The following is a 24818-nucleotide window of genomic DNA, read 5'->3' as shown; positions in this document are numbered from 1 at the left end:
TGTCATCTCTACATATACTGGCACTAAGTACCGCAAAAGGTTTGGTAACTAACATCACGGTCTATCGGAAGATCATTATAATCATTGGTCTCTACAATTTCTTGATAAGGAGACAGTAAAACGTTCAAATAATTGAGAACAGATAAGTTGTTTTCACTCGATTTGCATTCTTCTAACACTCGTTCTACATGATGATTACGCGGAATAACAACGGGATTGCTTTGTTGCATAAGCTTCAATGAAGTCACCCTATCCCCTTGTTTTATTGTCGACAACCATTTTTTTACCCATTCGCTATCAATCGCAGAAACGGACAGGTCATTCTGATTCAGCACGTGAGTTAGATCGATAAATGATTGAGTGTAATCCAATTTATTATCGAGCAACAGAGTGAGAAGCTCATCAATCAATTCATTGTTAGAAGCCTCTAGTAAACCCAGTTTATTATGCATCATTTGGTAATAGGCGGCTTGGTATCTATCTGTGATATTGAGTATCCGACTTTCGAGTGATGTCATAATATCGTCTTTTTCACCGCCGATTAGTGGTATCAAACACTCAGCAAGTCGCGCCATATTCCACTGCATAATTGATGGCTGATTACCGAAACAGTAGCGTCCATTGGTATCTATCGAGCTAAACACTGTTTCTGGGTGATAAATACCTAACATGGCGCAAGGGCCATAATCGATGGTTTCCCCCGAAATAGTCACATTATCTGTATTCATGACTCCGTGAATAAAGCCCACTCGCATCCAATGCACAATGGTTTTTATCTGCTTGTCGATAACCGCATCTAAGAAAACAAGTGCCCGATGGTCGTCCGTAAGGTCGATATCTGGATAATGTCTTTCAATGGCGTAATCGAGTAATTTTGCTAGAGAATCTGTCTCTCCTTGAGCCGCGAAGTATTGAAATGTACCGACTCTGATATGACTTTCTGCCACACGAGTAACAATGGCACCAGGCTCCGAAAGCCCTCGGTAAAGGTCTTCGCCCGTCGTAACAACCGCAAGTGTGCGGGTTGTCGGAACCCCTAATGCATACATCGCCTCGCTCATTATATATTCTCGGATAGCGGGTTTAATCGCGCATCGTCCATCCCCTCGACGAGAATACTTCGTCTGACCGGAACCCTTCAGTTGTATATCCAGTCGACGATTGTCCGCCATGAGTACTTCACCCAATAGATGTGCACGCCCATCGCCAAGCTGCGGGCTGAATCCACCAAATTGATGTCCGGCGTACGCTAATGCGATAGGGACTGAACCTTCTAATAACTGGTTGCCCGAAAACAACCGCGCCGCATTAGATTCCACATTGTCTGGCAGAGAAAGCCGCTTAGCTAACGAAGCGTTCCATAAAAAAAGTACGGGGTGTACAACCGGAGTAGGCTCAATTTGTTGATAAAACGCCGTGCCTAACTGTCGGTAGGTATTTTCTAATTTCACAATCATCGTTTCCGTAAATGAGAATCATTATATGCTTATACTGAAGCATATAAGTGACTACTTTACAATCAAAGCAACCGACAACAACAATCGAGCGGGTATAATCACTGACTCAATGTGAGTGACGCCAGCAGAATAAGATATTCAAAGCACATCGCGAGCAAACAACAAGATGTAGAACTATAATCAATGCAGTTTTTACCACTAAAAAATAATAAACGAGTTTTGACCATTTAAATCATAGATAATCGATTACCTTTTACTCGCATATGTAATAAAATGCGTTCGTTTTGTAACAATTGTTACTTCCATCAATAAAGTCTGCCAATAAGAGTTATAAATGAATAACAAAAGCCAACGCCCACTCTATATTCCCTACGCAGGTCGAGCCCTACTAGAAGCACCTTTACTCAACAAAGGTAACGCGTTTAACAAAGAAGAACGTGCACTATTCAATCTAGATGGTTTGCTTCCCGAGGCGATCGAGTCGATTGAAGAACAAGTAGAGCGCGCCTACTTACAATATCAAAGCTTCGAATCAGATATGGACAAACATATCTATTTGCGCAACATTCAAGATACAAACGAAACCCTTTTTTACCGCTTGGTTGAAAATCATATCACTGAGATGATGCCGATCATCTATACCCCAACAGTGGGTGCCGCGTGCGAAAATTTCTCTAATATTTATCGCCGTGCTCGCGGATTGATTATCTCTTATCCAAACCGTGAACATATTGAAGATATGCTCAACAACGCTTCTCGTAATAAGGTGAAAGTGATCGTTGTTACCGATGGCGAACGTATTCTCGGGTTAGGTGATCAAGGTATTGGCGGCATGGGTATTCCCATTGGTAAGCTAGCACTTTACACCGCGTGTGGTGGTATTAGCCCTGCTTATTGCTTACCTGTTGTGCTTGATGTAGGTACGAATAATCCACAAAGACTTTCTGACCCAATGTATATGGGTTGGCGTCATCCTCGCGTAAGCAAACAAGACTATAACGCCTTTGTAGACGAATTTATTCAAGCCGTAAAAAGTCGTTGGCCAGAAGCACTAATACAGTTTGAAGATTTTGCTCAGAAAAATGCCATGCCTTTGCTTGAGCGTTACAAAGATGAAGTCTGTTGCTTTAATGATGATATTCAAGGTACTGCAGCGGTATCTGTTGGTTCATTATTGGCGGCATGCAAGGCGGCAAAATCTAAAATAAGTGAGCAGCGTATTGCGTTTTTAGGCGCAGGTTCTGCGGGATGTGGTATCGCCGAAGCGATTATCGCTCAAATGGTATCCGAAGGGGTTAGTGACGAGCAAGCCCGTTCACAAGTATTTATGGTTGACCGTTGGGGTATCTTAACCGACGACATGCCTAACCTGCTAGACTTCCAGAAAAAACTGGTTCAGAAACGCGCAGTTCTCAATGAATGGGATACGGAAGGCAACGATGTATCGCTCTTCGAAGTAATGAAAAATGGTAAACCAACGGTGCTTATCGGTGTCTCCGGTGCTCCGGGCCTGTTCAGCGAAGACATCATTACTGAGATGCATAAACACTGTAAACGCCCTATTGTGTTCCCGCTGTCTAATCCAACAAGTCGTGTGGAAGCACTGCCAGAAGATATTCTACGTTGGACAAATGGCGAAGCACTCGTGGCGACGGGTAGCCCATTTGATCCTGTTGTCATTGGTGACAAAACCTACCCAATTGCGCAGTGTAATAATAGCTATATATTCCCAGGTATCGGTTTGGGTGTATTGGCAGCAAGAGCTCGCCGCGTAACCGATGAGATGTTAATGGCGTCTAGTCGCGCGTTAGCGGAATGTTCACCGCTAGCCATCAATGGTAAAGGCGCACTCTTACCGCCTTTGGAAGATATCCGCGATGTGTCAATTAAGATTGCATTTGCGGTTGCGAAAAAAGCAATGGAGCAAGGCGTCGCGTCGCAGCGTACCGACGAAAGAATCATGCAGAAAATCAAGGAGAACTTCTGGACACCAGATTATCGTCCTTATAAACGTACTTCATTCTAATATTAGCGTGGTTTAACGCTTCAAGGCTGCTCATTGAGCAGCCTTTTTTAGGCCTAAAAAGTACCAAGTTTTCCGTGCTGAATAACGTTAGAGACCTATTCATACCGATCTCTGATCAATCTGTAAACGAACCAGACATAGCCAATTTCTTAAACCAAATACCATGCTTTTTAGGAATTCTGTTACCTGTTTTCAAATCCAAACGAAAGAAGCCATAGCGACGTTTGAATGAGTTCGTCCACGACCAATTGTCAATGAATGTCCATTGGTGGATTCCGAAGCAATTTGCACCATCTTCAATCGCTTTATGTAATTGAACAAGATGCTCTTTCATCAGTTCAGTACGAAAACCATCGTCAATAACACCATTGTTCTGAGGCTCTCCTTCGGATTCTTCGTCCATAGCAATACCTATCTCAGCCAGAAACCAAGGAATATTTCCATAGTTGTCTTTAACGTTAGTAGCAATGTCATAGATAGCCGTCGGCAGAATCTCATTGTTATCGCGGTATGGGTTAAATCGGCCATCCGAATTAACGTGATTCTCGAAGTACACTTCTGGTGTAAAGTAATCTAACTCGTACTCAGATTCCCGGGCTTTTACTCGACGTGGCACGTAATAATTAACACCTAGGAATTCTATTTTCGCTGACGTAATCGCATCTCGTTCAGTTTGAGTGCTTTCAGGTGTCACGCCATGTTCTTCTAAGACGTCACACAACACTTTAGGGAATTCGTTCTTCACCATTGGGTCTAAGAAACTACGATTAAATAGCAGATCTGCGTACCACGCTGCTTTTTTATCTTCTTCACTGTCATTGCGAGTATATGAAGGCGTCAGGTTTAGTACGACACCAATTTTCGTTTTTTTCAAACCAAGTCTATTGAAAGCATGAACCGCTTTTGCATGCGCTAAGATAATATTAAACGCGACTTGAACAGCCAATCTTCCATTTTTCTTGCATGGGTAATGGAAATCATATAAATAGCCACCTTCAACAGGAACAATAGGTTCATTGAACGTGATCCAGTATTTTACTTTATTACCAAACAGCTCGAAGGCTTTCGTCGCGTAATCGACATAAAGATCAACCACTTTCTTTGACTCAAATCCGCCAAACTTCTCTTGTAGCTCAGCTGGCATATCGAAATGATAAAGATTCATCATAGGTTCTATGCCACTAGCAATCATTTCGTCGAGGTAGTTATTGTAGAATTCGACTGCGTCTTCGCAGATTTCACCCGTTTCATAATTTTTGATCAAACGCGACCATTGAATAGAGGTACGAAAGGAATTGAAACCCACCTGTTTCATCAATTTTACATCTTCTTTGTAACGATGATAGGTATCCGTCACTACCTGAGAACCGATTTCACGATAAAACCGTTCTGGTGACTGTTCGTGCCAACGATCCCAAATAGACGAGTTCGCCTTGTTGGTGATACCTTCAGTTTGAGTACCTGATGCCGCCGCACCCCATAAAAATTTTTCTGGAAAAACATATTGAGTCATTATGCAAACCCTACCTTTTAAATCGACTTTAAATCAAAAGGCTAGCGCGACAAATAGTTAACCTTCGTCACACTATAATACAGTGTATTTGATTTAAAACTATATGGTTTTATTTTTTATACATATTGTTTTATTCTGTGTGTGTTAACGCGATTATTTGATCAGATAAATTAACGACTATCATGGAGATGGCGTTAACATAGTCAAACCGCAGAATTTTTGTTCGATCCTGCATAACGACCAACATGAACGGAAGCTTACATGGTTAAGTACTTAGATATTTATGAGACAATTAGAGCTCGGATAGTCGAGTCGGAATACAAATACAACGAAAAACTACCCGACGGTACCTCTCTCGCAAACGAGTTCAATTGTAGTGAACTAACCATTAAGAAAGCGTTGGATATATTAGTTAAAGATGGCCTTGTGGTGAGAAAAAGAGGCTCGGGTTCATTTGTAAAACGTCCATTGAGTATGCGAGGGTCAAAACATCTCTATGGAACCAAAGCAAATGCAGAGGCGCAGGGACAAAAACTAGACACAAATGTACTTAATTACAGTGTAGACCCTGCGAGTCGTTTTCTTGCTGATAGGTTAAACTGTCAAGAAGGGGACATGCTCTATCACATAATTCGTGTTCGCTTTATTGACAATGAACCCTATGCCATCGAAGAAACCTATATGCCAATAAACGTAATCTCTGGATTATCTAAAAAACATATAGAGAGCTCAATTTACCAATATATCACTAAAGATCTTCACCTTAAAATTCACAGTTCTATGATGGAAATTACGGTTATTGATGCTAACGAAAAAGATGCTGAGCATCTAATTCTAACCGTGGGAGACAAAATAGTGAATGTTGAACAAGTTGCTTATCTTGACGGTGGTGAAATTTTTGAATACTCAAATGTTAAACAAGTGTGTGAGAAATTTAGATTCTCTACTAATTTTGTAAAGATGTAATGATTAACTAATTTATCCGTAAGAAAACACTATTTGAGGCTCTAGTATGGTAACCCGGTTAAGACAATGAAAAATTATCTTGTTTTAGATTTTGGTGGTACCTCGGTGAAATGCGCAGTCATGAACGAATGCGCGGAGTTTGTCGAGCAGTTTTCATTACCTAGCAATGCTGATTCTTATCCTGAATGGCTGCATATGTTTTCATCTCATTTTAAGCGGTGCCAGAAGCAGTATGAGGTGCAAGGAATTGCAATCAGCACCTGTGGGGCAGTTGACATCGAAAGCGGCGTCATTCATGGATCAAGTGCCCTTCCTTATATCCACGGTATTGATATAAAGACCCTTTATAAAAATAAGTTTGGCATTACAACTGAATTAGAAAATGATGCATGCTGTGCTGCACTAGCAGAGTCCTGGCTTGGTAAAGGTAAGAACTCAAATCATTTTTGTTCCGTTGTTGTTGGTAGCGGTGTTGGAGGGGCAATCGTCACTCGGCAAAAAATACAAAAAGGTCATCACCTTCATGGTGGAGAATTTGGTTTTACTATTCAGGGATACGTCAACGGTAAACCCAAAATATTGGGTCACGTGGCGTCAACACAGGCTTTAGTCGACGCCGCCGCAGACCAATTAGGTGTCGATAAGAGTCAGTTAAATGGGTTAGATGTATTTAATCTCTATGATCAACAACATGACGAAATACAGCGCATAGTTCATAATTGGTACTCTGAGTTAGCCATAGGGCTATTTAATATTCAGTATCATATTGACCCAGAATTGATCGTCATTGGCGGTGCCATTAGCCAACGTTCCGATCTGGTTAGTCAGATCAATAGTAAACTTGATGGCATTATGGCGGCGTTACCTCATGCTACCGTTTATCCAAAACTTGAAGCGTCAAAATTTGGCAACAATGCAAACCTTATTGGGGCGTTAAAGCATTTCTTGAACAGACGAGGTTAGCCAAGAACAACCCGTCTAACCGATACATCTCGTCTTATCACTATTTCGAAAACCACTTTGCCTGTATCTAAGAAATAATTTCACTAACATGCGTATTGGAAAACTAATTTGCTATTCGTATATAGAGAGAATCACAGACAGTAAAACTTAAAAAGCGCATCTGGTTGGATGCGCTTTTTAAAGTTTAGGTATGAAATAGTCGTATTAAGACTTACTTGATTTTTGCTTATAACGGTCAAATATTACTGCCGCAAGCAGGATGACCCCCCGAACAACATATTGAGCAAAAGGAGACATATTCAACAAGTTCATCGCATTTTCTACTGTCCCTAGTATTAGAACACCAGCAATAACATAAGAGACCTTACCTATCCCGCCTTTAAGAGAAACCCCGCCAAGTACACAAGCTGAAATAACCACCAATTCAAACCCGACTGACGTCATCGGCTGTCCACTCGTCATTCGAGCGGCAAGAATTACGCCCGCAAGTGCTGAAATAAATCCTGATACAGTAAAGATGATAATTTTCGTTCTCACGACATTAACACCAGCGAGTCGAGCTGCTTCTTCATTCCCTCCAATAGCCAATGTATTTCGCCCATAAACAGTGCGATTTAGCAAGAATGCGAAAATAGCGAACGTGATGATGGTGAGCCAAATAGGTGTTGGTATGCCAATAATGGACGAGTTTCCTATAGCAAAGAAACTTTCTTCCGTAATGCCAACGGCTTTACCATCCGAAATAATATAACCAAGACCACGAGCGATCTGCATCGTTGCTAACGTAGTGATTAATGCATTGATTTGTAGTTTAGCGATAATGAATCCATTTAAGAAACCAAACGCCGCACCAGAGAAAAGCCCAGCACCCACACCTAATACTACGCTTCCCGTCGCGTTAATGGCGACTGCGGTTACGACACCGGAACAGGCAATGATTGATGCGATGGAAAGATCCAAATCACCGCACGCCAAACAGAACAGCATGGCACAAGCGACCATTCCACTCATTGATATCGCGAGTCCCAACCCTTTCATGTTAATAAAAGTCGCAAAATAAGGTACAAAAAATGCACAGACTAAAAACAGGGCAGCAAATACCATAAGCATGCCGAATCTGTCCCAAAGGTGAGAAAATTTAAATTCCACTTTCCGATTTTTATTATTCATTGTTTTCGTGTTGCTCGTTGCAGACATGATGATAATCCTTTGTTATGCGGCATCAGAAGCTTCGCCAATCATGGCAAGACGTAGCGCAGTTTGTTCATTAAATTCTGTTCGACTTAGTTCGCCCGTTATTGCACCATCTTTCATTACAAATAAACGGTCTGAGATACCGAGCACTTCAGGCAAATCACTGGACACAACAAGCACCGTGACCCCGCTTTCAGCAAGCTTAAAAATCAGTTCGTAGATCTCTGACTTAGCTCCAACATCTATTCCGCGAGTGGGTTCGTCGAGTAAAATGACGCGCATATCTGTAGACAGCCAACGTCCTAAAATAACTTTCTGTTGGTTACCACCAGACAGATTACCGATAGATTGGTCAAGCGATGGCGTTTTTACATTCAATGCCTCTACTTGCTTGGATGCATTCTCTCTTTCCCACTTAAAATCAATCAAACTACCTAGATTAAGATTCCATGGGCGAGCACTAATATTGGTATTCTCCTGGACAGAAAGTATTGGCACGATGCCATCGGATTTTCTATCCTCTGGACACAAGGTAATTCCTGCTTTAATTGCATCTTCCGGATTTCTAATTTTTATTAGCGTACCGTCAATAAGAATGTCACCACCCACTGATCTCTCTGCACCAAATATAAGCCGGGTTAGTTCCGTTCTGCCCGCACCCACAAGACCAAATAAGCCCAATATTTCACCTTTGTTGATATTGAGAGATACAGGAGTGGTTAATCCGGGACCGATTAGATTAGCAAGTTCGAGGCCACTGCTACCATGAGAACGTGAGCGGTAATTATATATATCGTTGATCTCACGCCCCACCATTAGCTCGACCAATCGGTCATGAGTTAGAGCCGACATATCATCAAAGGTTTGTACATGCTTACCGTCTTTAAAGATCGTAATTGCATCACATAACTTAAAGATCTCTTCCATTCGATGGGAAACATACATAATTATCTTCCCTTCATCACGAAGTTCACGAATCACCTTAAATAAGCTCTCTATTTCACGTTGAGACAGACTACTTGTCGGTTCATCAAAGGCGATAATCTTAGCGTTTCGACTTAATGCTTTTGCTATTTCTACCATCTGACACTGACCAATAGAGAACTCTTTCAAAGGACGGGATGGATCAAAGTATTCACCTAACCTTAATAACTGTTGACGTGCATTTTTGTTGAGTGTTTCCGTATCCACACGACCTTTTTTGGTCGGTAGTTGACCAAGATATATATTTTCCGCGACACTGAGTTCTGGTACCAAATTTAACTCTTGATAGATGATGGCAATACCCTGATCCAATGCATCTGTTGCAGAAGAAAAGCTAAACGCTTTTCCATCTATAATCAGTTCACCCTCTGTTGCTTGATGCAACCCACTAAGTGTCTTAAGAAGGGTTGATTTTCCAGCACCGTTTTCACCCATGAGTGCATGAATACTGCCGCGGTTGGCGCGAAAACTGATATTCGAAAGCGCTTTAACACCCGGAAAATGTTTGGATATATTACAAAACTCTAAGTAGGTGGGTGAAGTAGTCATACTCTTTTCTCCTGATTACATCTTGAGCGGCAGTCATTCTGCCGCTTGCTTAGTGGCCTTTAAAGTCCTTTTTTTGCCAGTTCTTCTTTAAAGTTTTCGCGTGTAATTAACACAACATCCGTCACTTCAACGAACTTGTCCGGTGCGATGCCTTTTTCTACCCAGTTGTATAGTGATTCAATACTTTTGAAACCATGCACGTCCGGGCTAGGAAGCAATGACCCATAGAAACCCGTCGCTTTCGATTTCGCCAATTCGTTCACAGCATCAACACCGTTTATACCAATACCTATAATGTCACTAGCGGCAAAACCTTGACCTTCAGTTGCACGTACACCACCAAGTACCGTGTTGTCGTTCATTCCAACAATTAACCATTGTTTGACATCTGGATGTTGAACAAGTAACGAGTTAGCAGCATCGAGTGCGCCAGGGATATCATTAGATTTGGTCGGTATGCGGTAAACTTGCTCTTTAGGAAAACCAAGATCTCCTAATGCTTTAATAGAACCGTTTACACGACGACGTGCCGTATCGAGTTCATCAGCAGTAATAGCCATTACACCCGTTGTGGACTCATCCCAACCGCGTTTTTTCATTTCTTCATAAAGCTCCGCACCCTGTCTTCCACCAATCTGACTAGCAGCCATCATGACGAGTGGTACGTCTAACATGGGTTCACCTTTAGCATTCAAAAATTGGTCATCAACAGTGACAACTTTAAGGCCGTAGCTCTTAGCTTTTGCCATAATCGCCGGTCCCAATTTAGGGTCTGGTGTACATATAACAAAGCCCTTAGCTCCGCTGGCTGCAAGAGTGTCTATTGCATTTAGCGTTTTCTCTCCGTCTGGTACCGCCATCTTGATAACTTCAAAATCATATTTTTCGCCCGCCTTTTCGGCAAAATTCCATTCTGTTTGAAACCATGGTTCCTCTGGTTGCTTGACTAAATAACCTAATTTCAGACCGTCATCGCCTCCAAAAAATGCGCTGACTGAAGTACTTAATAGTGTCGCTCCCATGAGGGCTGTTAGGGTTAATGTTTTTCTTATTTTACTCATTTTGTGATTCCATTTACTGGTGAGGATTGATGTTCTTATTCATTATTAAAGAGAAATTCATGCGATTGAAGTGACCGCAATCACATTAAGAATCTGTAGCTATTTTGTCCATGCATTTAGCGGGCTTGACCATGATTTAGGTCTCACTTTCTCTTCAATAAAATACCCACACACTCACAATGGTCGAAAAATAGGCGTAATACGCCATTTCAAGCAATTATCAATCAGAGAGTTATCAAAATTGCAACAAACCTTCATATTTTGACCGCCAACTAATTTGTCCATATTTATAGCGATTACATTCATGGTGAACAGGCCCAATTCTCGCTATAAATAAAAAGAAATACTGATGGCTAAATGGAGTATTCATGAACAAGGTAATTGAGAAGCAACAGTTCGTTATAGGGTTAGACTTTGGTTCTGACTCCGTTCGCGCATTGATAGTTAATACAAACGATGGTTCAGAAGTTGCCACCGCCGTAACCTATTATCCAAGGTGGATGGAAGGAAAATACAGCAAACCATCTATATCTATGTTTCGCCACCATCCAAGAGATTATATAGAAGCAATGACGGATGTTATCTGTACGGCCGTTTCTAAAGTGCCTAAAGCAGTTGCAAAGGCCATAGTGAGTATCGGTGTAGATACGACAGGATCAACACCCGCACCAGTGAATTCACAAGGGGAAGTGTTAGCACTGACACCAGAACATGAGCATAATCCCAATGCCATGTTTATCCTATGGAAAGACCATACATCGATCAAAAAAGCGGAAAGAATTAATGAGTTAGCGCATTCTGGGGAGTTCCCGGATTACACCAAATTTGTTGGTGGCGTCTACTCTTCAGAATGGTTTTGGGCTAAGGCCGCATGGATCTCAGAGCAAGACCACGACATGGCACAACACATTCACAGCTGGGTTGAATTATGTGACTGGATTCCTGCTTTGCTTTCTGGGAACCAACACCCATCTCGATTGAAGCGTGGCGTTTGCGCCGCGGGCCATAAAGCAATGTGGCATGAAAGTTGGGCTGGCTTACCATCTCAAGAGTTCTTAAACGCAATATCACCGTCATTAGACGGAATACGCGACCGTATGTTTAATGAAGTGTTTACCTCTGATCAAGCCGCTGGTGGATTGTGCGCGGAATGGGCAGAAACGTTGGGTTTGTCCGAAGGCATAACCGTAGCCATTGGCGCGTTCGACTGCCACATGGGGGCGGTTGGTGCCGGGGCTGGAAAATATGACCTAGTCAAAGTTATTGGTACGTCTACCTGCGATATTCTCATGGTAGATGCACAAGATGTTGGAGAGCGGACCATTAATGGGATTTGCGGTCAAGTTCAAGGAAGTGCAACGCCTGAACTGCTAGCGTTAGAGGCAGGACAATCCGCATTTGGTGACATATTTGCATGGTACAAACGTGTATTGATGTGGCCCATTGAACAGTTTGCGAAACAAAATCCTCAACTAAAGCTTCCCTTAGATCATATCGAGCAAAACATAATACCCGAACTATCAAAAGCAGCAGCAGACAGCGAGTTAAACGAGAATTCACCTATAGGGATGGATTGGCACAATGGCAGACGCACCCCTTACGCAAATCAGCGACTGAAAGGCGCAATTGCTAATCTGAATCTAGGTTCAAGCGCTCCAGATTTGTTCAACGCATTGGTTGAATCTACGGCTCATGGCGCGAAAGCAATTGTCGACAGTTTTGTTGACCAAGATATTAGAGTAGAACGCGTCATCGCCATTGGTGGAATCTCTCAAAAATCACCTCTAGTCATGCAAACATGTGCGGATGTAATTGGTAGAGACATTGTGGTGTCGTCTTCAGAACAGAGCTGTGCACTTGGTTCTGCAATATTAGCCGCCGTCGCAGCTGGTATATACCCCAATACCCAAGCCGCTCAGAAGATGATGGCTAGCCCCGTTTCCCATGTATATCAGCCGAATAAGAATACCGCTAAATTACGAGAAAATCGTGCGCAGACTTATCGACAGTTAGGTTGCCAAATTGAAGCTCTCACTGAGTTTCAATTATTACAGGAACAAACAAATGGATAACAACGAACCAACTAAAAACACTATCAATGAGTCCCACGATACCGCCATTCGACTAAAAGTTTTACGCCATCAAGTCTGGCAAGAAAATATGGCATTACAGGTGCACAATCTTGTCACTTTTACCTGGGGAAACGTTTCAGGAATCGATCGTAAGTCTGGTCTTGTTGTGATTAAACCGAGTGGCGTCGCTTATAAAGATCTTAGTGCAGAGAATATGGTGGTTATCGATCTAGAAGGAAATATCGTCGAAGGAAAACTCCGTCCCTCTTCTGATACCGACACGCACATAGAGCTTTATCGAACTTATCCAACTATCGGCGGTGTGGTACATACTCACTCGCCCAACGCTACATCTTGGGCACAAGCTGGTCACGCGATTCCAGCATTAGGTACAACCCACGCAGACTACTTTTACGGCAGCATTTTATGCACCCGGGCACTGACAGATAGCGAAATTGAATCGGATTATGAATTGAACACTGGCAAGGTGATTGTGGAAACAATTGGGAGCAGTAACCCCATGGAGAAACCAGGGATTATTGTCAAGGAACATGGGCCATTTAGCTGGGGAAAAACCCCACAACAGGCCGTTCATAATGCTGTTGTAATGGAGGCCGTGGCGGCCATGGCGTGGAAAACCATACAAATCAACCCGAAAGTAGAGTTCATCAATCAAGCACTATTAGACAAACACTACCTTAGAAAGCACGGCGACAATGCGTACTACGGACAAAAATAATTTACGAAAATGAAAGGTCTCTCATGAAAACATATTCAGCTAAACACGTTTGGTTTGTCACCGGTTCTCAGCACCTATATGGTCCACAAGTACTGGCTAATGTAGCTCAAAATAGCCAGCAAATTGTCACTGGTCTCAACCAAACTCAGCTCATTTCAGCACCTATAGTGAATAAAGGTACTGTAAAAACACCCGACGAAATATCGACAATATGTCGTGAAGCAAATAACGATCCTGATTGTATTGGCTTAATACTATGGATGCATACATTTTCACCCGCAAAAATGTGGATTGCAGGATTGGGCATTCTAAACAAACCATTCTTGCATCTGCATACTCAATTTAATGCCGCCCTACCGTGGGATGACATCGATATGAACTTTATGAATACGAATCAAAGTGCTCATGGCTGCCGCGAATTTGGGTATATTGGAACGCGTATGGGGCTAGACCGTAAAGTGGTGGTCGGTCACTGGGAGAACCCTATTGTACATCATCAGGTGGATGATTGGTGTCGCGCGGCAATAGGGATCGACGAAGGTAAAAACCTTAAGGTCGCGAGATTTGGTGACAACATGCGCCAAGTAGCCGTAACGGAAGGCGATAAAGTCTCAGCGCAAATCAAATTCGGTTACGAAGTAAATGCATATGGATTAGGTGAATTGGCCGAGAGTGTTAATCAGGTAGAAAATGGTGATGTTAGTGCTTTATTAGATGAATATGCCTCTGCTTACGATATAGAACCTGCCCTGTATCAGAACAAAGGTAGTTTGCAAATACTACAGCAAGAAGCTCGTCTAGAGTTGGGAATGGCACAGTTCTTAGCGTCCGTAGGAGCGAATGCATTTACCAACACCTTTGAAAACTTAAGCGGGCTTACTAATTTACCGGGGCTTGCGACTCAAAGGCTAATGGAAAAGGGATACGGATATGGTGGAGAGGGAGACTGGAAAACGGCGGCTATGGCTCGCATTATGAAAGTCATGGGACAAGGCAAAATTGGTGGCACCTCTTTTATGGAAGATTATACCTATAACTTTGGTGAACAGAGCCAGGTATTGGGTGCTCACATGTTAGAAGTGTGCCCAACTATCGCCGCTCAAAAACCAAAGATTGAAATCCATCCTCATACTATTGGTTGCAAGTGTGATATCGCTAGGATGATTTTCAGTGGTAAAGAGGGTGCGGGTCTCAATGTGTCTGTTATCGATCTGGGTACTCATTACCGTATGATTGTAAACTGCGTTGATACGATCTTACCTCCACAAAAACTACCTCACTTACCCGTTGCTCACGCGTTATGGACACCTCAACCTAATCTTGAAACAGCAGCCGCAGCCTGGATACTTTCCGGAGGAGCTCACCATACAGTATATAGCCAGTCTGTATCTGTGGATATGTTAACGGATTATGCTGATATAGCGGGTATTGAGATGGTTCTTATTGACCACGAAACACGATTGCGTCAATTTAAAACTGAGTTAAAAAATAACCGCGCTTACTACAAATAAAATCATCCCGTTATTTGGAGGCTCCTTAGGGAGCCTTATTAGGTACAACCTTGAATACAATAGCTAAAAACCTTATAACTGAAAAATCTAATGAACTGACATATCTTGATTGGAGTTTGCAAATATCTACATCATCTCCTAATGATTTCCAGCTTTTTTATCTGTCTCAAGCCATTTTTAAAGGGCACTTTGAGTTAGTCAACAATCTTGCTGAATTAGATTTAGAGCAAATCTCATGGCAGTTTCGGGCGAAAGAAAACAAATTGGAACAGTGGTGTAACCTTCAAATGAGCACCTCTATTTCAATTAGTATGACCTACTCCTTTCGACAAGGTGCTCTGGTGATCGATTATCTCGCAAGAAGTTCTAATCCAACACGATTAGACATTCGTCATAGCATTGAACAAGTAGAGCACTCTTATCAACTCAAAAGCGAACAAAGCAACATGCTCTCTAAACTAAAACCGTGGGAGCATGAAAAAGATGATAAACCGAGTGCCTATTTACTTGAGTCTAACAAAACGGAATTTCGTGAAGCATTTAGCAGCACGCAATGGATCGTCCTTGAACAAGAAATGTGATGTGCAAAAGCGTAGTCAAAGCCATAGCCACGTAAACTTATAGAAAAATAATAAGTACCTAATATGCAAAATAACCCTCTTAAACCCGGCTACAATTTTGACGCGCATTTGGTCGCGGGCCTAACACCTATTATTGAAGGCGATGAACTAGATTTTATTATCAATCGTCCGGGTGGAATGAAGGGCTTTATCATCAATATAACCAGTAAAGGAGAAGGCACCGTTTTTTCCAATGACAAAGCGTTCAATGTGAAAAGTGGAGAGCTACTGTTATTCCCGCCGAGTGCAGCACATTATTATCATAGGAAGGATCAATGCTCGTCATGGTTTCATCGATGGATATATTTTCGCCCTCGTGCGTTTTGGCATGACTGGTTAAATTGGCACGATGAAATCGATGGTGTATTTATTACCCGAGGACTAGATTCACAGACTCAAAAAGAACTAGAAAAACTGTTTGTTGATATCGAATATACGTCAAAGTCTGAAGTCCCTTATCGCAACGATCTCGCTATCAACCTACTCGAGCAGTTATTGATTCGTTGTAAAACCTTACAACCCGACGTTATAAGTAAAAGACTCGACCCAAGAGTGATTGACGCTATGAATTATATGACACAGCACTTAAACAAAGATTTTACAATTGAAGATGTTTCTTCGCACATTTGCTTGTCTCCTTCACGGCTAGGTCATTTATTTCGCGGTGAAATGAATATGTCCATAACGCAATGGCGAGACGACCAACGAATTAGTCGCGCCAAACACCTGTTATTGACAACAAACTATTCCATAAATCAAATTGGCCGAATTATTGGCTATGGGGACCCACTTTATTTTTCGCGAGTATTTAAACGAAAAGCAGGCGTCAGCCCTAAGCACTTTAGACAACACATTACATAACGAATGTCGACCCATCATTCACCCCTTCTCATGCTGGTAATCAACGAACGGTAATCATTAAAAAGTAACCATTGATGCTCGTGTTTTATTACTTACTAGCCACGAAATGAAAACTCGTTTATGTTATTGCTATTATTCTCTGCAAACACAGGTAGACAGGATGTCATTAGAAAGCGCAATTACCTTTTTTATCGCGATATTTATATTTGGCATTACCCCAGGACCCGGTGTGTTCGCTATCCTTGCAAGAGCACTTGTCTATGGGGCTAAAAATTGCGTTATGCTCGCTTTTGGTATGGCGATGAGCGATCTGGTTTACCTTGTTCTTGCCTGTTTTGGCCTAGCAACCATCGCAGAAAACTGGACAGAAGTATTCTTGGCCATCCGGTATGTCGGAGCCGCTTACCTAATTTATCTTGGCTATAGAATGTTTAAAACACTGCCACAGGTAAAAAAAGACATCGACTCGGAAGTAGTCAAACATAAAGGTTCTTTGTTCGCTAGTTTCACTCAAGGTTTCTTAATTTCAGCATCGAATCCTAAAGTCATACTTTTCTATATCGCATTCTTACCAACCTTCATCGACCTAACAGTATTGCAATCGCAAGATATTGTCCTTGTCGCCTCTCTAGCGACTCTCGCCTTAATGGCGGGTTTAATGTTGATTGCATTCGGTGCGGCTCGTATGGCAAGTGCATTAAAAACGCCGCTGGCACATAAAAGACTGAATAGAGGTGCTGGAAGCATTATGATGTTGGCGGGTGCTTATTTGGCATTAAGTCGGTAAGTACTGTATACACATACAATTACACTCATTTTCATATGAGCACTTCTCATTATCAAGCGTAACTTTTTGTTTTATAACATAGACTTCTATATAGCGTTGACTCGACCATTCTATTTCGATTAGTGTAAAAACATAACGATACATTTGCTCCGAGAAAATACATATTGATGCCTAAAATTAAAGCTTTGAAATTCATTGCACCTCATACATTGATATATAATGATGATAAATTTGGTATCAGAATTTTACAGATATTTATCCTTGCTATTATCGTCTCGCTACTGTTCTTAGTTCCTGTCTCCAATAAACTTATTGAAACAAAGACAAAAACATTGTTACGTGCGATGGAAAATGAATTTGATCAATCCATTTTGCAGTTCTCTTACTTATTAACACCCGAAAAAACGTCCATATCATGTAATGAAATCCTTGCTGACTTAAGAAAAAGTATATTTAATTCTGAGCGAGCGAAAGAAATCGGAGTGTTTGACCAAAATGGAAAAATATATTGTACCAGTAACAACGGAGATACCTCTTTTCATCTCTATCAGACTATAATTAATCGGCTAAAAAATAGCCCTAATCATATAACACTCAGTTACACTAAGACCAAACTGAGCCGTACACGAAGTATTGCACTTATATTTACAAACGAATTCGGACAAGGCCTTAGTGTTCTTATTCCTCCACGCTATCTAGTTCAAGATATCGACCGGCTACTGGCTGATGATTACATCAATTATAAACTCCGTGTTATTTCAAGAGAGTTGGGCAACAAGACATTCTCAGATGGGATTAAATTCTATTCTGCTCAATCAGATAGGTACCCACTAGAACTCGAAGTCAGTACCACGTCAATGTACTACTTCATGCAATTTTGGCGTTATTTGTGGGTGACCTTGGTGTTAGCAAGCTTGGTCACTATTTGCTACTTATTCAGTCGCCAGAAACGATTAAACAACAACAGCTTAGAAAACTCTCTGCGCTACGCGATTACCAATGATTTTTTGGAACTTCATTACCAACCCATTGTTAATCAAAAGTCTGGTAAAACCGTCGGTTGCGAATCACTTTTGCGTTGGAAAGATCCTACTCAGGGTTACATCTCTCCTGATATATTTATCCCATTGGCAGAGAAAGTAGACCTCATTGAAGACATCACCAAGTTGGTAATAGGCAAGGTAGCGCTATTTATATCAGAACACCCATCCTTATTCTCAACGATTTATATCAGCGTAAACATAAGTCGCAGTGTCATTCTTAAGCCGTCTTTTGTCACCTTCATAGACGCATTAGTAGAAAGCCAACCTGTGCTGGCTCAAAAAATAGTCTTTGAAATAACGGAAGACAATAATTTTTCTCAAGACGAATTAGGCACACTCAAGCTTCATTTGAACAGACTGTCTGCCTATGGTTTCAAATTTGCCATAGACGATTTTGGAACTGGATATTCAGGGCTAGACTTCATACGTCAATTCCCTTTTGATTACGTGAAAATTGATCGTGTGTTTGTTAAAAACCTTTATGATGACTCGACTATCATTCCCCTGCTGGATTCCATGATGTCACTGGCAACACAACTGAACATGAGAACCATCGTAGAAGGTGTCGAAGAAAAATATCAACTGGAAATACTCGATAGATTAGGTTTTGTTTACATTCAAGGTTATTACTATTCTAAACCATTACCACAAGCAGAGCTGATCGAATACCTTGGTTAATATTTTGACCGTACTTCAATCGCATTCAAACTTGCATGGCGCAGACGAAAAAAAGTAGAGAAGAAACGGTAATCCTTCTCTACTAAACGTTACGGTATATCGTTCAGAGGTGTTTGTTGCCCCTTCCGTGGTTTAGAACATTAGTCGCCACTTTACTCCATGTAAGTGACCGAATTTATTGTCAATATACCCCTCCATATCAGTATTGCACATCGACTCGCTCTAGAAATAATTAGGCATGCGCCCAAGAAACTACAAAAGTAGAAACTAGTACTATTTGATAGAGATACAAGATGGTATTATTTTTACCTATCGCTTTTTATGTGGTTGATTGAGTTGCAGCTCTATACCAACCAAAGAACTAACGAGATATTAAATCTCAAATGAATATTAATCAATGAAAATTATATTTTAATTGAGCTTATTTCAATTCATTTGAGATCTTTATCCAATAAAATAAGTTAAACAGTATGCGTTATAGTAAAAAGATTCCAGAATATACATTTTTAAAGGGCCATGACTTCACTAATAACCTGAAAATGATACTTGGTTGTAAGAACCTACAAGAACTTTCTAAAGTAACGGGTGTACCGACATCCACATTTAGCACGTGGAATATGAAAAATAGAACGTCATTTGAGCTTTTAATCAAAATTCATTTGACGCTAGGCATCCCTATGAAAGATCTATCTTTGGGCTATCAAATCTCAAATGACGCAAAAGAGGCACTTAAAGTCGAAGAAAAATCGACAAGTTACATGATAGATAGCAATTTGCCCGCACTAGCTCAAAGCCAGGCTTCTTCCCTACTAGAGAGTTTTGAACTGAAAAATGGGCAACTCGTCAACCGACATGCCACCATATTTGATTCAGATTTGCTTGTTGAATTCAACGACGAAGAACTACTGGCCGTCAAAGATCGCGATCAAGTATTTCTTATCAATACGGGAGCCAATCAGGCAATAAGTGGCCTTTATCTCGTGAATATTGATGGTTTACTCTCCCTTAATCAGATCCAACGAATACCAGGAAAAAAAGTCGCTATCGCATTCAATAATTCGACATTAAACGTAAGCGAAGACGATATATCTGTTGTAGGAAAAGTAGTGACTGAAATAAAGAATATTTTGGATTGATCCGAATTGCAAACAGTCAGCTATGGTTAGAGAGTAGTAAGTGGTTATTACGTACAGTGGAAAACGTTGAGTTGTTGAGGAGGAATGCATGCGAACAGCGATACTGTTTTTGATCTTGGTTGCGTTTCACTCATTCCCTGCTGATGTGCTTCACATACCACTTTCAAACCAAGAGAAAGCGGAACTCAATCTATGGAGCGAACTCGCCCGTGCTTCAGTAAAACGAAGGCTGTACCGATGCGAAGAATGCTTTGGCCACCTAGTCACCTTTAATGTAACGCTAAATGACGTTGGTGAGGTTTTGGAGGTTCAATTAGTTGAAAGTTCTGGGGAGCCCGAGTTAGAGCACTACGGTAAACTTGCTATTGAACAAGCTCAGCCGTTTAGGGTAGATTTTTTATCAGAAAGAACACGAAAGAAAGTTCAGAATGTGAACATGACTATCGTTCCTGATGATTAAGAACACCTAAACGCTGAAGCCTTTTGATACTCAACAGATAGAAATCATCATTATTTGTCGGAAACATCCTGATATTCCCCTTCAATAACGTACTCTTGCCCCGTATCAAAATGCGTTTTGTTTCGATTTTTTTGTAGTTTTCTGCCCGTAATCAGTGCGGCTATTGAAATTGGTATCGCCACTAACAGGCTAAAAACCAACGTAAATATCCCAAGAGTCACAGCAGAAAAAGCAATTAAAAACCTCTTCATATTTAACTTCATTATCATTCTCTTCATTCAAATAGACTTCATGACTATAAATGCAAATAATTTCTTCATTGCCAATTTAATGTCAATTTTGTTTATACATGAACACCCATAATTAAGTGGCTTTCCGCTTATTCCAGTATATAGGCGAGCAATATTTGACTCATATGAGCTTTTTAAGCATCATTTTATACTTCAACGTCCCCATCTTCATTCCTATTGTCTTTTCTCGTAAATATTCGCTATTCTTTAGGATGAATATTAACACACGATAATGAGCACTATTTATTCAACTATTTCAGTTTCTGGAGACATATGTTTATAACGTTAGACCTAAGACAAGGTAACGTATCGATTTAGTCAGTATATTAATCTTTAGTTGTTGTCATTGAGTATTGGTGTACGCCCTAAAAATAATCGATATTTAGTTTGGTTTTTTGGTGTAGTCTTAAACTTTAAAGACGCGAAAAGTCGCGCCTCGCTCCTGTTTATGAACTTTGGTAAATTTGACGTATTTTAAATAACAACTTTAAATAACGAAAAGAAGGTCGACATGAAATATATAATTGTGGGTTCTGGTAACATTAGTCAAACATGGTTTAACGTTGTTGCTGAATTAAATGGACACGTCGTCGGCTTTGTTTCTCGCAGCGGAAAAAACACAATTAACGATTGCCCTGTTTGGAAGCATTTAGACCATGTTGATATTCCGTTTGATGCTGTAATTGTGACGACTCCGAATGGCTTGCATCACCAAAGTATTTTAACAGCAGCAAGGTTAGGCAAGCATGTCGTTACCGAAAAACCATTGGATATATCTTTGGAATCGATTGATCGTTGCATCGAGGTTTGTAAAACAACGGGGGTTACGCTTGCTATCTCTTATCAACGACGTACCGCGCCCGATAACGCTGCCGTAAAAAGGTTAATGGATAGCGGCGCATTTGGTCGGGTTTATTCCGCCGATGTCACAGCTAAATTCTATCGACCACAGTCTTATTATGACAGTGCGCAATACCGTGGCGGGTACGAGATAGACGGTGGTGGTGTGTTTATGCAGCAGGCTTGCCATAACCTTGATTTATACACGTGGTTTTTTGGTATGCCCAAGCTAGTGGTCAGTATGTTAGATACGTTTGCACACAAGATGGACGCAGAGGATCACGGCGCTGCTCTGTTTCGGCATGACAATGGCATGATTGGGACAGTCATTGCTTCAACCGCAACTAAACCTGGTTTCTCCGCTCAGATACAAGTGCATACTGAGAAAGGCAGTTTCACATTAACCGATGACATCATTAGCGATTGGCATATCGATGACTTGCTTAACCCCACGGATCCCCTGTACGACTATCAACACGACGGTGCCACTAGCGCAACAGTAGCTGACACCCGTTGCCACAAATCCATACTCATTGATTTTGAACATGCGGTTAAAACAGGTGAACAACCGTTAGTAAATGCTGAATCTGCTCGGGTGACCACGGAACTTATATTAGCGATATACCAATCAAAAGTGTGATGCTACAAAACAGTAATCAAAAGTCTAGTTCGGGATAAACACGTTTTTATACGTATTTCATCCCCCTCTATCCTTACAGCATTTCCTTAGCAATCAAATGAAGCAAATACGTCTCGCGCTCAATGCTCATGCCCTTCTTGGGGTTTTTGGCCATAGTTTCTTCGTTGTGTGCAATGGCCTCGTGGATGTTAATCCAGATAGGTACCATGCCATTATTCACTTCATGTGCTTCTAAGGCGGTTTCACCTAACTCACCATCAATTTTACAGGTGTAGCAATACGATATCTGATGCATTATATCGGCATCATCTTTATACCAAGGGCGAAATTCTTCATAAATGCCATACGGCTTAATTTTATGAATGTTCTGGGCACCAGTCTCTTCCTGCAACTCGCGAACCATACCAGAAATGACATCTTCCCCCTCGTCTAAACCGCCACCAGGTATTGTATAGTCGTGGTAACGCTCGGTATAAAGCATGAGGATATTTTCGCCATCAAGCACAATCGCTCTAGCCGCTGCGCGTTTAAATATCGTTTTATTGTCTAGGTGATCAATATCAGGGTGAATTTGCGTTTGAATGTGTCTCATAGAAGTGTCTGTTAAATCTGGATTTATGTGATAATGGCGCATGTTAACATACTCAATTATCCTTTTTATATGACTCTGCACCGCCATAAACTTATTCACACCCACATATTTTCGAATTTTTACTTTATCCAGACCGTTTTTTGTAAAATTAACCTACACTTACAGGAAAATTAATACTAAGTTAATAGTCTAAAGTCTGTTGGAGAAAGTGAATGAATAAATTAAATTGGCTGGTTGGGTTGGGTGCAATGGCAGTATTGGCTGGTTGCGCGGGTTCAAGTGAGCCAGATGAGTACGATGTCGAGAGCTATGAATCTATCTCAAACCCCGCTTCAGTCTATTGTGTACAACAAAAAGGTGAGCTTCAGGCTTTCAATGAAAACGACCAACGTGTGATGTATTGCGTCCTCTCTGAAGAGGAAAAATATGAGCAGTGGGAATACTACAAAGAAAACCACAATATAGAAAAAGACAAGATGTAATATCAAGGCCACGCATTCGCGTGGCTTTCTCGTTCTGCATGGTCAAGAATCGAGCGAGTGTGTTATACCAGCTCGGCGATAGACTCAATACAGATTGCATCGTGTCGCCAATACTTACCCCTTTGGGTCTATTTTTAGGTCATTTCATGGTCAATATCGACCCCTCGCTTTGATAATCTCTGTGAAGGTCCTACACTAAACGGGTAAACGATTAAGACGTACTATCAACGTGTTAAACCTACTAGAGGAAATATAAAATATTTATATTTCCTCTATATCCAATTTTTAAATCCGTTAGAAAGGAATTTTATAGATGAAGCCTTCTACCACTGCCGCTCTATTAGCAGCGGCATTGTCGTTTCAAGCGAATGCATCAGAATGTGGAACTGTCACCATCGCTGACATGAATTGGAACTCTGCCAGTCTTATGGCACATATCGACCAATTCATCCTTAACACTGGCTTCAATTGTGAAGCAGAATTGATACCAGGGGATAGCTTGCCCACAGGGACATCAATGATAGAAAAGGGCAAACCCGATGTTGCACCCGAATTATGGACAAACAGTATTAGAGACGCGCTTGACCAAGGCGTCAAAGATAAACGACTTCGCTATGCGGGTAAGTCATTGTCCGACGGTGGTGAGGAAGGGTTTTGGGTTCCTGCTTATTTGGTAGAACAGTACCCAGAGATGAATACTATCGAGGGCGTCATAAAACATGCTGGTTTATTTGAGCACCCAGAGAGTGACGAAAAACATGCCTTCTATGGCTGTCCTGCTGGGTGGACGTGTCAGATAACCGCCGAACATCTATTCAGTGCCCTAAAGCTAGAGGACCATCAGTTTGAAATTATCGATCCGGGGTCAGGTGCAGCCTTGTCGGGTACTATTGCCAAAGCTTACGAGCGTAAAAAACCGTGGTTCGGTTATTACTGGTCGCCTACACCGGTTCTAGGTAAATATGACATGGTGAAAGTCGATTTTGGAAGTGGTGTCGATGTAGAGGAGTACGTAAATTGTACTACTCAGGCTGAATGTGATTCGCCTAAGGTGACCATGTACCCACCTTCCCCTGTCCATACAATAACCACAGAAAGCTTTGCGATAAGAGCGCCAGACGCCTATCAATACTTTGCAAATCGTGGGTTCACCAATAAAGTCATGAGCCAACTATTGGCATGGATGGAAGACAACCAAGCGGATTCGGAGGAAGCGATGCAATACTTCTTGGAGACATATCCTGAGGTATGGCAAAAGTGGGTTTCAGAAGACGTGGCCGAAAAAATCAAAAAGGCCATGTAATCTAAGCATAGACAAATAAGGATAATAAGGGTTGTACATAAGCACCGTTAT

Annotated in this window: 22 protein-coding genes; 15 read left to right on the top strand and 7 right to left on the bottom strand. The window is 41.4% G+C overall.

The features are described 5' to 3' along the window. Nucleotides 1-23 precede the first annotated feature (23 nt). The gene (locus tag AACW90_RS10010; RefSeq protein ID WP_390233800.1) at nucleotides 24-1451 is read right to left on the bottom strand and encodes a protein adenylyltransferase SelO; all 1428 of its coding nucleotides are present in this window, start codon (nucleotides 1449-1451) and stop codon (nucleotides 24-26) included. Nucleotides 1452-1791: 340 nt separating this feature from the next. On the opposite strand from AACW90_RS10010, the gene AACW90_RS10005 reads away from it, so the two are divergent. Further along, on the top strand, nucleotides 1792-3483 hold the full coding sequence (locus tag AACW90_RS10005; RefSeq protein WP_390233798.1) for an NAD-dependent malic enzyme: 1692 nt from the start codon (nucleotides 1792-1794) through the stop codon (nucleotides 3481-3483). A 115-nt stretch (nucleotides 3484-3598) separates the two neighbouring features. Here AACW90_RS10005 and AACW90_RS10000 read toward each other — a convergent pair whose 3' ends face one another. Further along, complete coding sequence (locus tag AACW90_RS10000) at nucleotides 3599-4996, bottom strand: glycoside hydrolase family 1 protein (protein ID WP_390233796.1); 1398 nt, start codon at nucleotides 4994-4996, stop codon at nucleotides 3599-3601. Nucleotides 4997-5257: 261 nt separating this feature from the next. On the opposite strand from AACW90_RS10000, the gene AACW90_RS09995 reads away from it, so the two are divergent. Both AACW90_RS09995 and AACW90_RS09990 read left to right on the top strand, forming a co-directional pair. Continuing rightward, nucleotides 5258-5962, top strand: coding sequence for a GntR family transcriptional regulator (locus AACW90_RS09995; RefSeq protein WP_390233794.1), 705 nt, complete (start codon nucleotides 5258-5260; stop codon nucleotides 5960-5962). A gap of 66 nt (nucleotides 5963-6028) precedes the next feature. Next, nucleotides 6029-6925: an ROK family protein gene (locus AACW90_RS09990; RefSeq protein WP_390233792.1), complete on the top strand. Its 897-nt coding sequence runs from the start codon at nucleotides 6029-6031 to the stop codon at nucleotides 6923-6925. 204 nt (nucleotides 6926-7129) lie between these two features. Here the strand turns inward: AACW90_RS09990 and araH are convergent, their stop codons facing one another. Genes araH through AACW90_RS09975 form a run of 3 tightly spaced genes read right to left on the bottom strand, consistent with a single transcriptional unit; the run spans nucleotide 7130 to nucleotide 10713 of the window. Next, entirely contained in the window at nucleotides 7130-8122 is a 993-nt protein-coding gene (araH, locus tag AACW90_RS09985) for an L-arabinose ABC transporter permease AraH (protein WP_390233790.1), read from the bottom strand. A 15-nt stretch (nucleotides 8123-8137) separates the two neighbouring features. Further along, nucleotides 8138-9652, bottom strand: coding sequence for an L-arabinose ABC transporter ATP-binding protein AraG (gene araG, locus AACW90_RS09980; RefSeq protein WP_390233788.1), 1515 nt, complete (start codon nucleotides 9650-9652; stop codon nucleotides 8138-8140). A 59-nt stretch (nucleotides 9653-9711) separates the two neighbouring features. Next, nucleotides 9712-10713 carry an arabinose ABC transporter substrate-binding protein gene (locus AACW90_RS09975; protein WP_390233785.1) on the bottom strand — a complete coding sequence of 334 codons (1002 nt, stop codon included), beginning with the start codon at nucleotides 10711-10713 and terminating at the stop codon, nucleotides 9712-9714. Between the two features lie 368 nt (nucleotides 10714-11081). On the opposite strand from AACW90_RS09975, the gene AACW90_RS09970 reads away from it, so the two are divergent. The 9 genes from AACW90_RS09970 (at nucleotide 11082) to AACW90_RS09930 (ending at nucleotide 20620) form a co-directional block, all read left to right on the top strand. After that, complete coding sequence (locus tag AACW90_RS09970) at nucleotides 11082-12785, top strand: ribulokinase (protein WP_390233783.1); 1704 nt, start codon at nucleotides 11082-11084, stop codon at nucleotides 12783-12785. After that, on the top strand, nucleotides 12778-13524 hold the full coding sequence (locus tag AACW90_RS09965; RefSeq protein WP_390234326.1) for an L-ribulose-5-phosphate 4-epimerase: 747 nt from the start codon (nucleotides 12778-12780) through the stop codon (nucleotides 13522-13524). Before AACW90_RS09970 ends, AACW90_RS09965 begins: the two co-directional genes overlap by 8 nt. Nucleotides 13525-13547: 23 nt before the next feature. After that, complete coding sequence (gene araA / locus AACW90_RS09960; protein ID WP_390233780.1) at nucleotides 13548-15035, top strand: L-arabinose isomerase; 1488 nt, start codon at nucleotides 13548-13550, stop codon at nucleotides 15033-15035. A 50-nt stretch (nucleotides 15036-15085) separates the two neighbouring features. Next, the gene (locus AACW90_RS09955) at nucleotides 15086-15616 is read left to right on the top strand and encodes a hypothetical protein (RefSeq protein ID WP_390233777.1); all 531 of its coding nucleotides are present in this window, start codon (nucleotides 15086-15088) and stop codon (nucleotides 15614-15616) included. A gap of 63 nt (nucleotides 15617-15679) precedes the next feature. After that, nucleotides 15680-16516 (top strand): arabinose operon transcriptional regulator AraC, encoded by an 837-nt coding sequence (gene araC / locus AACW90_RS09950; protein ID WP_390233775.1) that lies wholly within the window; start codon nucleotides 15680-15682, stop codon nucleotides 16514-16516. Nucleotides 16517-16676: 160 nt separating this feature from the next. Beyond that, nucleotides 16677-17303 carry a LysE family translocator gene (locus AACW90_RS09945; RefSeq protein ID WP_390233772.1) on the top strand — a complete coding sequence of 209 codons (627 nt, stop codon included), beginning with the start codon at nucleotides 16677-16679 and terminating at the stop codon, nucleotides 17301-17303. 167 nt (nucleotides 17304-17470) lie between these two features. Continuing rightward, nucleotides 17471-19024 (top strand): EAL domain-containing protein, encoded by a 1554-nt coding sequence (locus AACW90_RS09940; protein ID WP_390233770.1) that lies wholly within the window; start codon nucleotides 17471-17473, stop codon nucleotides 19022-19024. Nucleotides 19025-19494: 470 nt separating this feature from the next. Continuing rightward, nucleotides 19495-20160 (top strand): helix-turn-helix domain-containing protein, encoded by a 666-nt coding sequence (locus AACW90_RS09935; protein WP_390233767.1) that lies wholly within the window; start codon nucleotides 19495-19497, stop codon nucleotides 20158-20160. An 88-nt stretch (nucleotides 20161-20248) separates the two neighbouring features. Further along, nucleotides 20249-20620: a cell envelope integrity TolA family protein gene (locus AACW90_RS09930; protein WP_390233764.1), complete on the top strand. Its 372-nt coding sequence runs from the start codon at nucleotides 20249-20251 to the stop codon at nucleotides 20618-20620. 50 nt (nucleotides 20621-20670) lie between these two features. Here the strand turns inward: AACW90_RS09930 and AACW90_RS09925 are convergent, their stop codons facing one another. Next, complete coding sequence (locus tag AACW90_RS09925) at nucleotides 20671-20871, bottom strand: hypothetical protein (RefSeq protein ID WP_390233761.1); 201 nt, start codon at nucleotides 20869-20871, stop codon at nucleotides 20671-20673. A gap of 550 nt (nucleotides 20872-21421) precedes the next feature. Here AACW90_RS09925 and AACW90_RS09920 point away from each other — a divergent pair. After that, the gene (locus AACW90_RS09920; protein WP_390233759.1) at nucleotides 21422-22390 is read left to right on the top strand and encodes a Gfo/Idh/MocA family protein; all 969 of its coding nucleotides are present in this window, start codon (nucleotides 21422-21424) and stop codon (nucleotides 22388-22390) included. Nucleotides 22391-22463: 73 nt separating this feature from the next. Here the strand turns inward: AACW90_RS09920 and AACW90_RS09915 are convergent, their stop codons facing one another. After that, nucleotides 22464-22982 (bottom strand): NUDIX hydrolase, encoded by a 519-nt coding sequence (locus tag AACW90_RS09915; protein ID WP_390233757.1) that lies wholly within the window; start codon nucleotides 22980-22982, stop codon nucleotides 22464-22466. Between the two features lie 212 nt (nucleotides 22983-23194). Between AACW90_RS09915 and AACW90_RS09910 the strand changes: the two genes are divergently transcribed. Together AACW90_RS09910 and AACW90_RS09905 are read left to right on the top strand one after the other, a co-directional pair. After that, nucleotides 23195-23464 carry a putative hemolysin gene (locus AACW90_RS09910; RefSeq protein ID WP_390233755.1) on the top strand — a complete coding sequence of 90 codons (270 nt, stop codon included), beginning with the start codon at nucleotides 23195-23197 and terminating at the stop codon, nucleotides 23462-23464. 313 nt (nucleotides 23465-23777) lie between these two features. Next, nucleotides 23778-24767 (top strand): ABC transporter substrate-binding protein, encoded by a 990-nt coding sequence (locus AACW90_RS09905; RefSeq protein WP_390233752.1) that lies wholly within the window; start codon nucleotides 23778-23780, stop codon nucleotides 24765-24767. Nucleotides 24768-24818: the final 51 nt, after the last annotated feature.

Source organism: Vibrio frigidus (genome assembly GCF_042465995.1).
GTDB lineage: Bacteria > Pseudomonadota > Gammaproteobacteria > Enterobacterales > Vibrionaceae > Vibrio.
This window is presented reverse-complemented; position numbering and strand designations above follow the sequence as displayed.

Bases quoted from the DNA above. Each gene is read 5' to 3' on its own strand.
- AACW90_RS09990 (WP_390233792.1), top strand. From the start codon at position 6,029: ATGAAAAATTATCTTGTTTTAGATTTTGGTGGTACCTCGGTGAAATGC.
- AACW90_RS09930 (WP_390233764.1), top strand. From the start codon at position 20,249: ATGCGAACAGCGATACTGTTTTTGATCTTGGTTGCGTTTCACTCATTC.
- AACW90_RS09920 (WP_390233759.1), top strand. From the start codon at position 21,422: ATGAAATATATAATTGTGGGTTCTGGTAACATTAGTCAAACATGGTTT.
- AACW90_RS10005 (WP_390233798.1), top strand. From the start codon at position 1,792: ATGAATAACAAAAGCCAACGCCCACTCTATATTCCCTACGCAGGTCGA.
- AACW90_RS09965 (WP_390234326.1), top strand. From the start codon at position 12,778: ATGGATAACAACGAACCAACTAAAAACACTATCAATGAGTCCCACGAT.
- AACW90_RS09915 (WP_390233757.1), bottom strand. From the start codon at position 22,982: ATGAGACACATTCAAACGCAAATTCACCCTGATATTGATCACCTAGAC.
- araG (WP_390233788.1), bottom strand. From the start codon at position 9,652: ATGACTACTTCACCCACCTACTTAGAGTTTTGTAATATATCCAAACAT.
- AACW90_RS09945 (WP_390233772.1), top strand. From the start codon at position 16,677: ATGTCATTAGAAAGCGCAATTACCTTTTTTATCGCGATATTTATATTT.
- AACW90_RS10000 (WP_390233796.1), bottom strand. From the start codon at position 4,996: ATGACTCAATATGTTTTTCCAGAAAAATTTTTATGGGGTGCGGCGGCA.
- araC (WP_390233775.1), top strand. From the start codon at position 15,680: ATGCAAAATAACCCTCTTAAACCCGGCTACAATTTTGACGCGCATTTG.
- AACW90_RS09910 (WP_390233755.1), top strand. From the start codon at position 23,195: ATGAATAAATTAAATTGGCTGGTTGGGTTGGGTGCAATGGCAGTATTG.
- AACW90_RS09975 (WP_390233785.1), bottom strand. From the start codon at position 10,713: ATGAGTAAAATAAGAAAAACATTAACCCTAACAGCCCTCATGGGAGCG.
- AACW90_RS09925 (WP_390233761.1), bottom strand. From the start codon at position 20,871: ATGAAGAGGTTTTTAATTGCTTTTTCTGCTGTGACTCTTGGGATATTT.
- araA (WP_390233780.1), top strand. From the start codon at position 13,548: ATGAAAACATATTCAGCTAAACACGTTTGGTTTGTCACCGGTTCTCAG.
- AACW90_RS09995 (WP_390233794.1), top strand. From the start codon at position 5,258: ATGGTTAAGTACTTAGATATTTATGAGACAATTAGAGCTCGGATAGTC.
- AACW90_RS09935 (WP_390233767.1), top strand. From the start codon at position 19,495: ATGCGTTATAGTAAAAAGATTCCAGAATATACATTTTTAAAGGGCCAT.
- araH (WP_390233790.1), bottom strand. From the start codon at position 8,122: ATGTCTGCAACGAGCAACACGAAAACAATGAATAATAAAAATCGGAAA.
- AACW90_RS09905 (WP_390233752.1), top strand. From the start codon at position 23,778: ATGAAGCCTTCTACCACTGCCGCTCTATTAGCAGCGGCATTGTCGTTT.
- AACW90_RS09940 (WP_390233770.1), top strand. From the start codon at position 17,471: ATGCCTAAAATTAAAGCTTTGAAATTCATTGCACCTCATACATTGATA.
- AACW90_RS09970 (WP_390233783.1), top strand. From the start codon at position 11,082: ATGAACAAGGTAATTGAGAAGCAACAGTTCGTTATAGGGTTAGACTTT.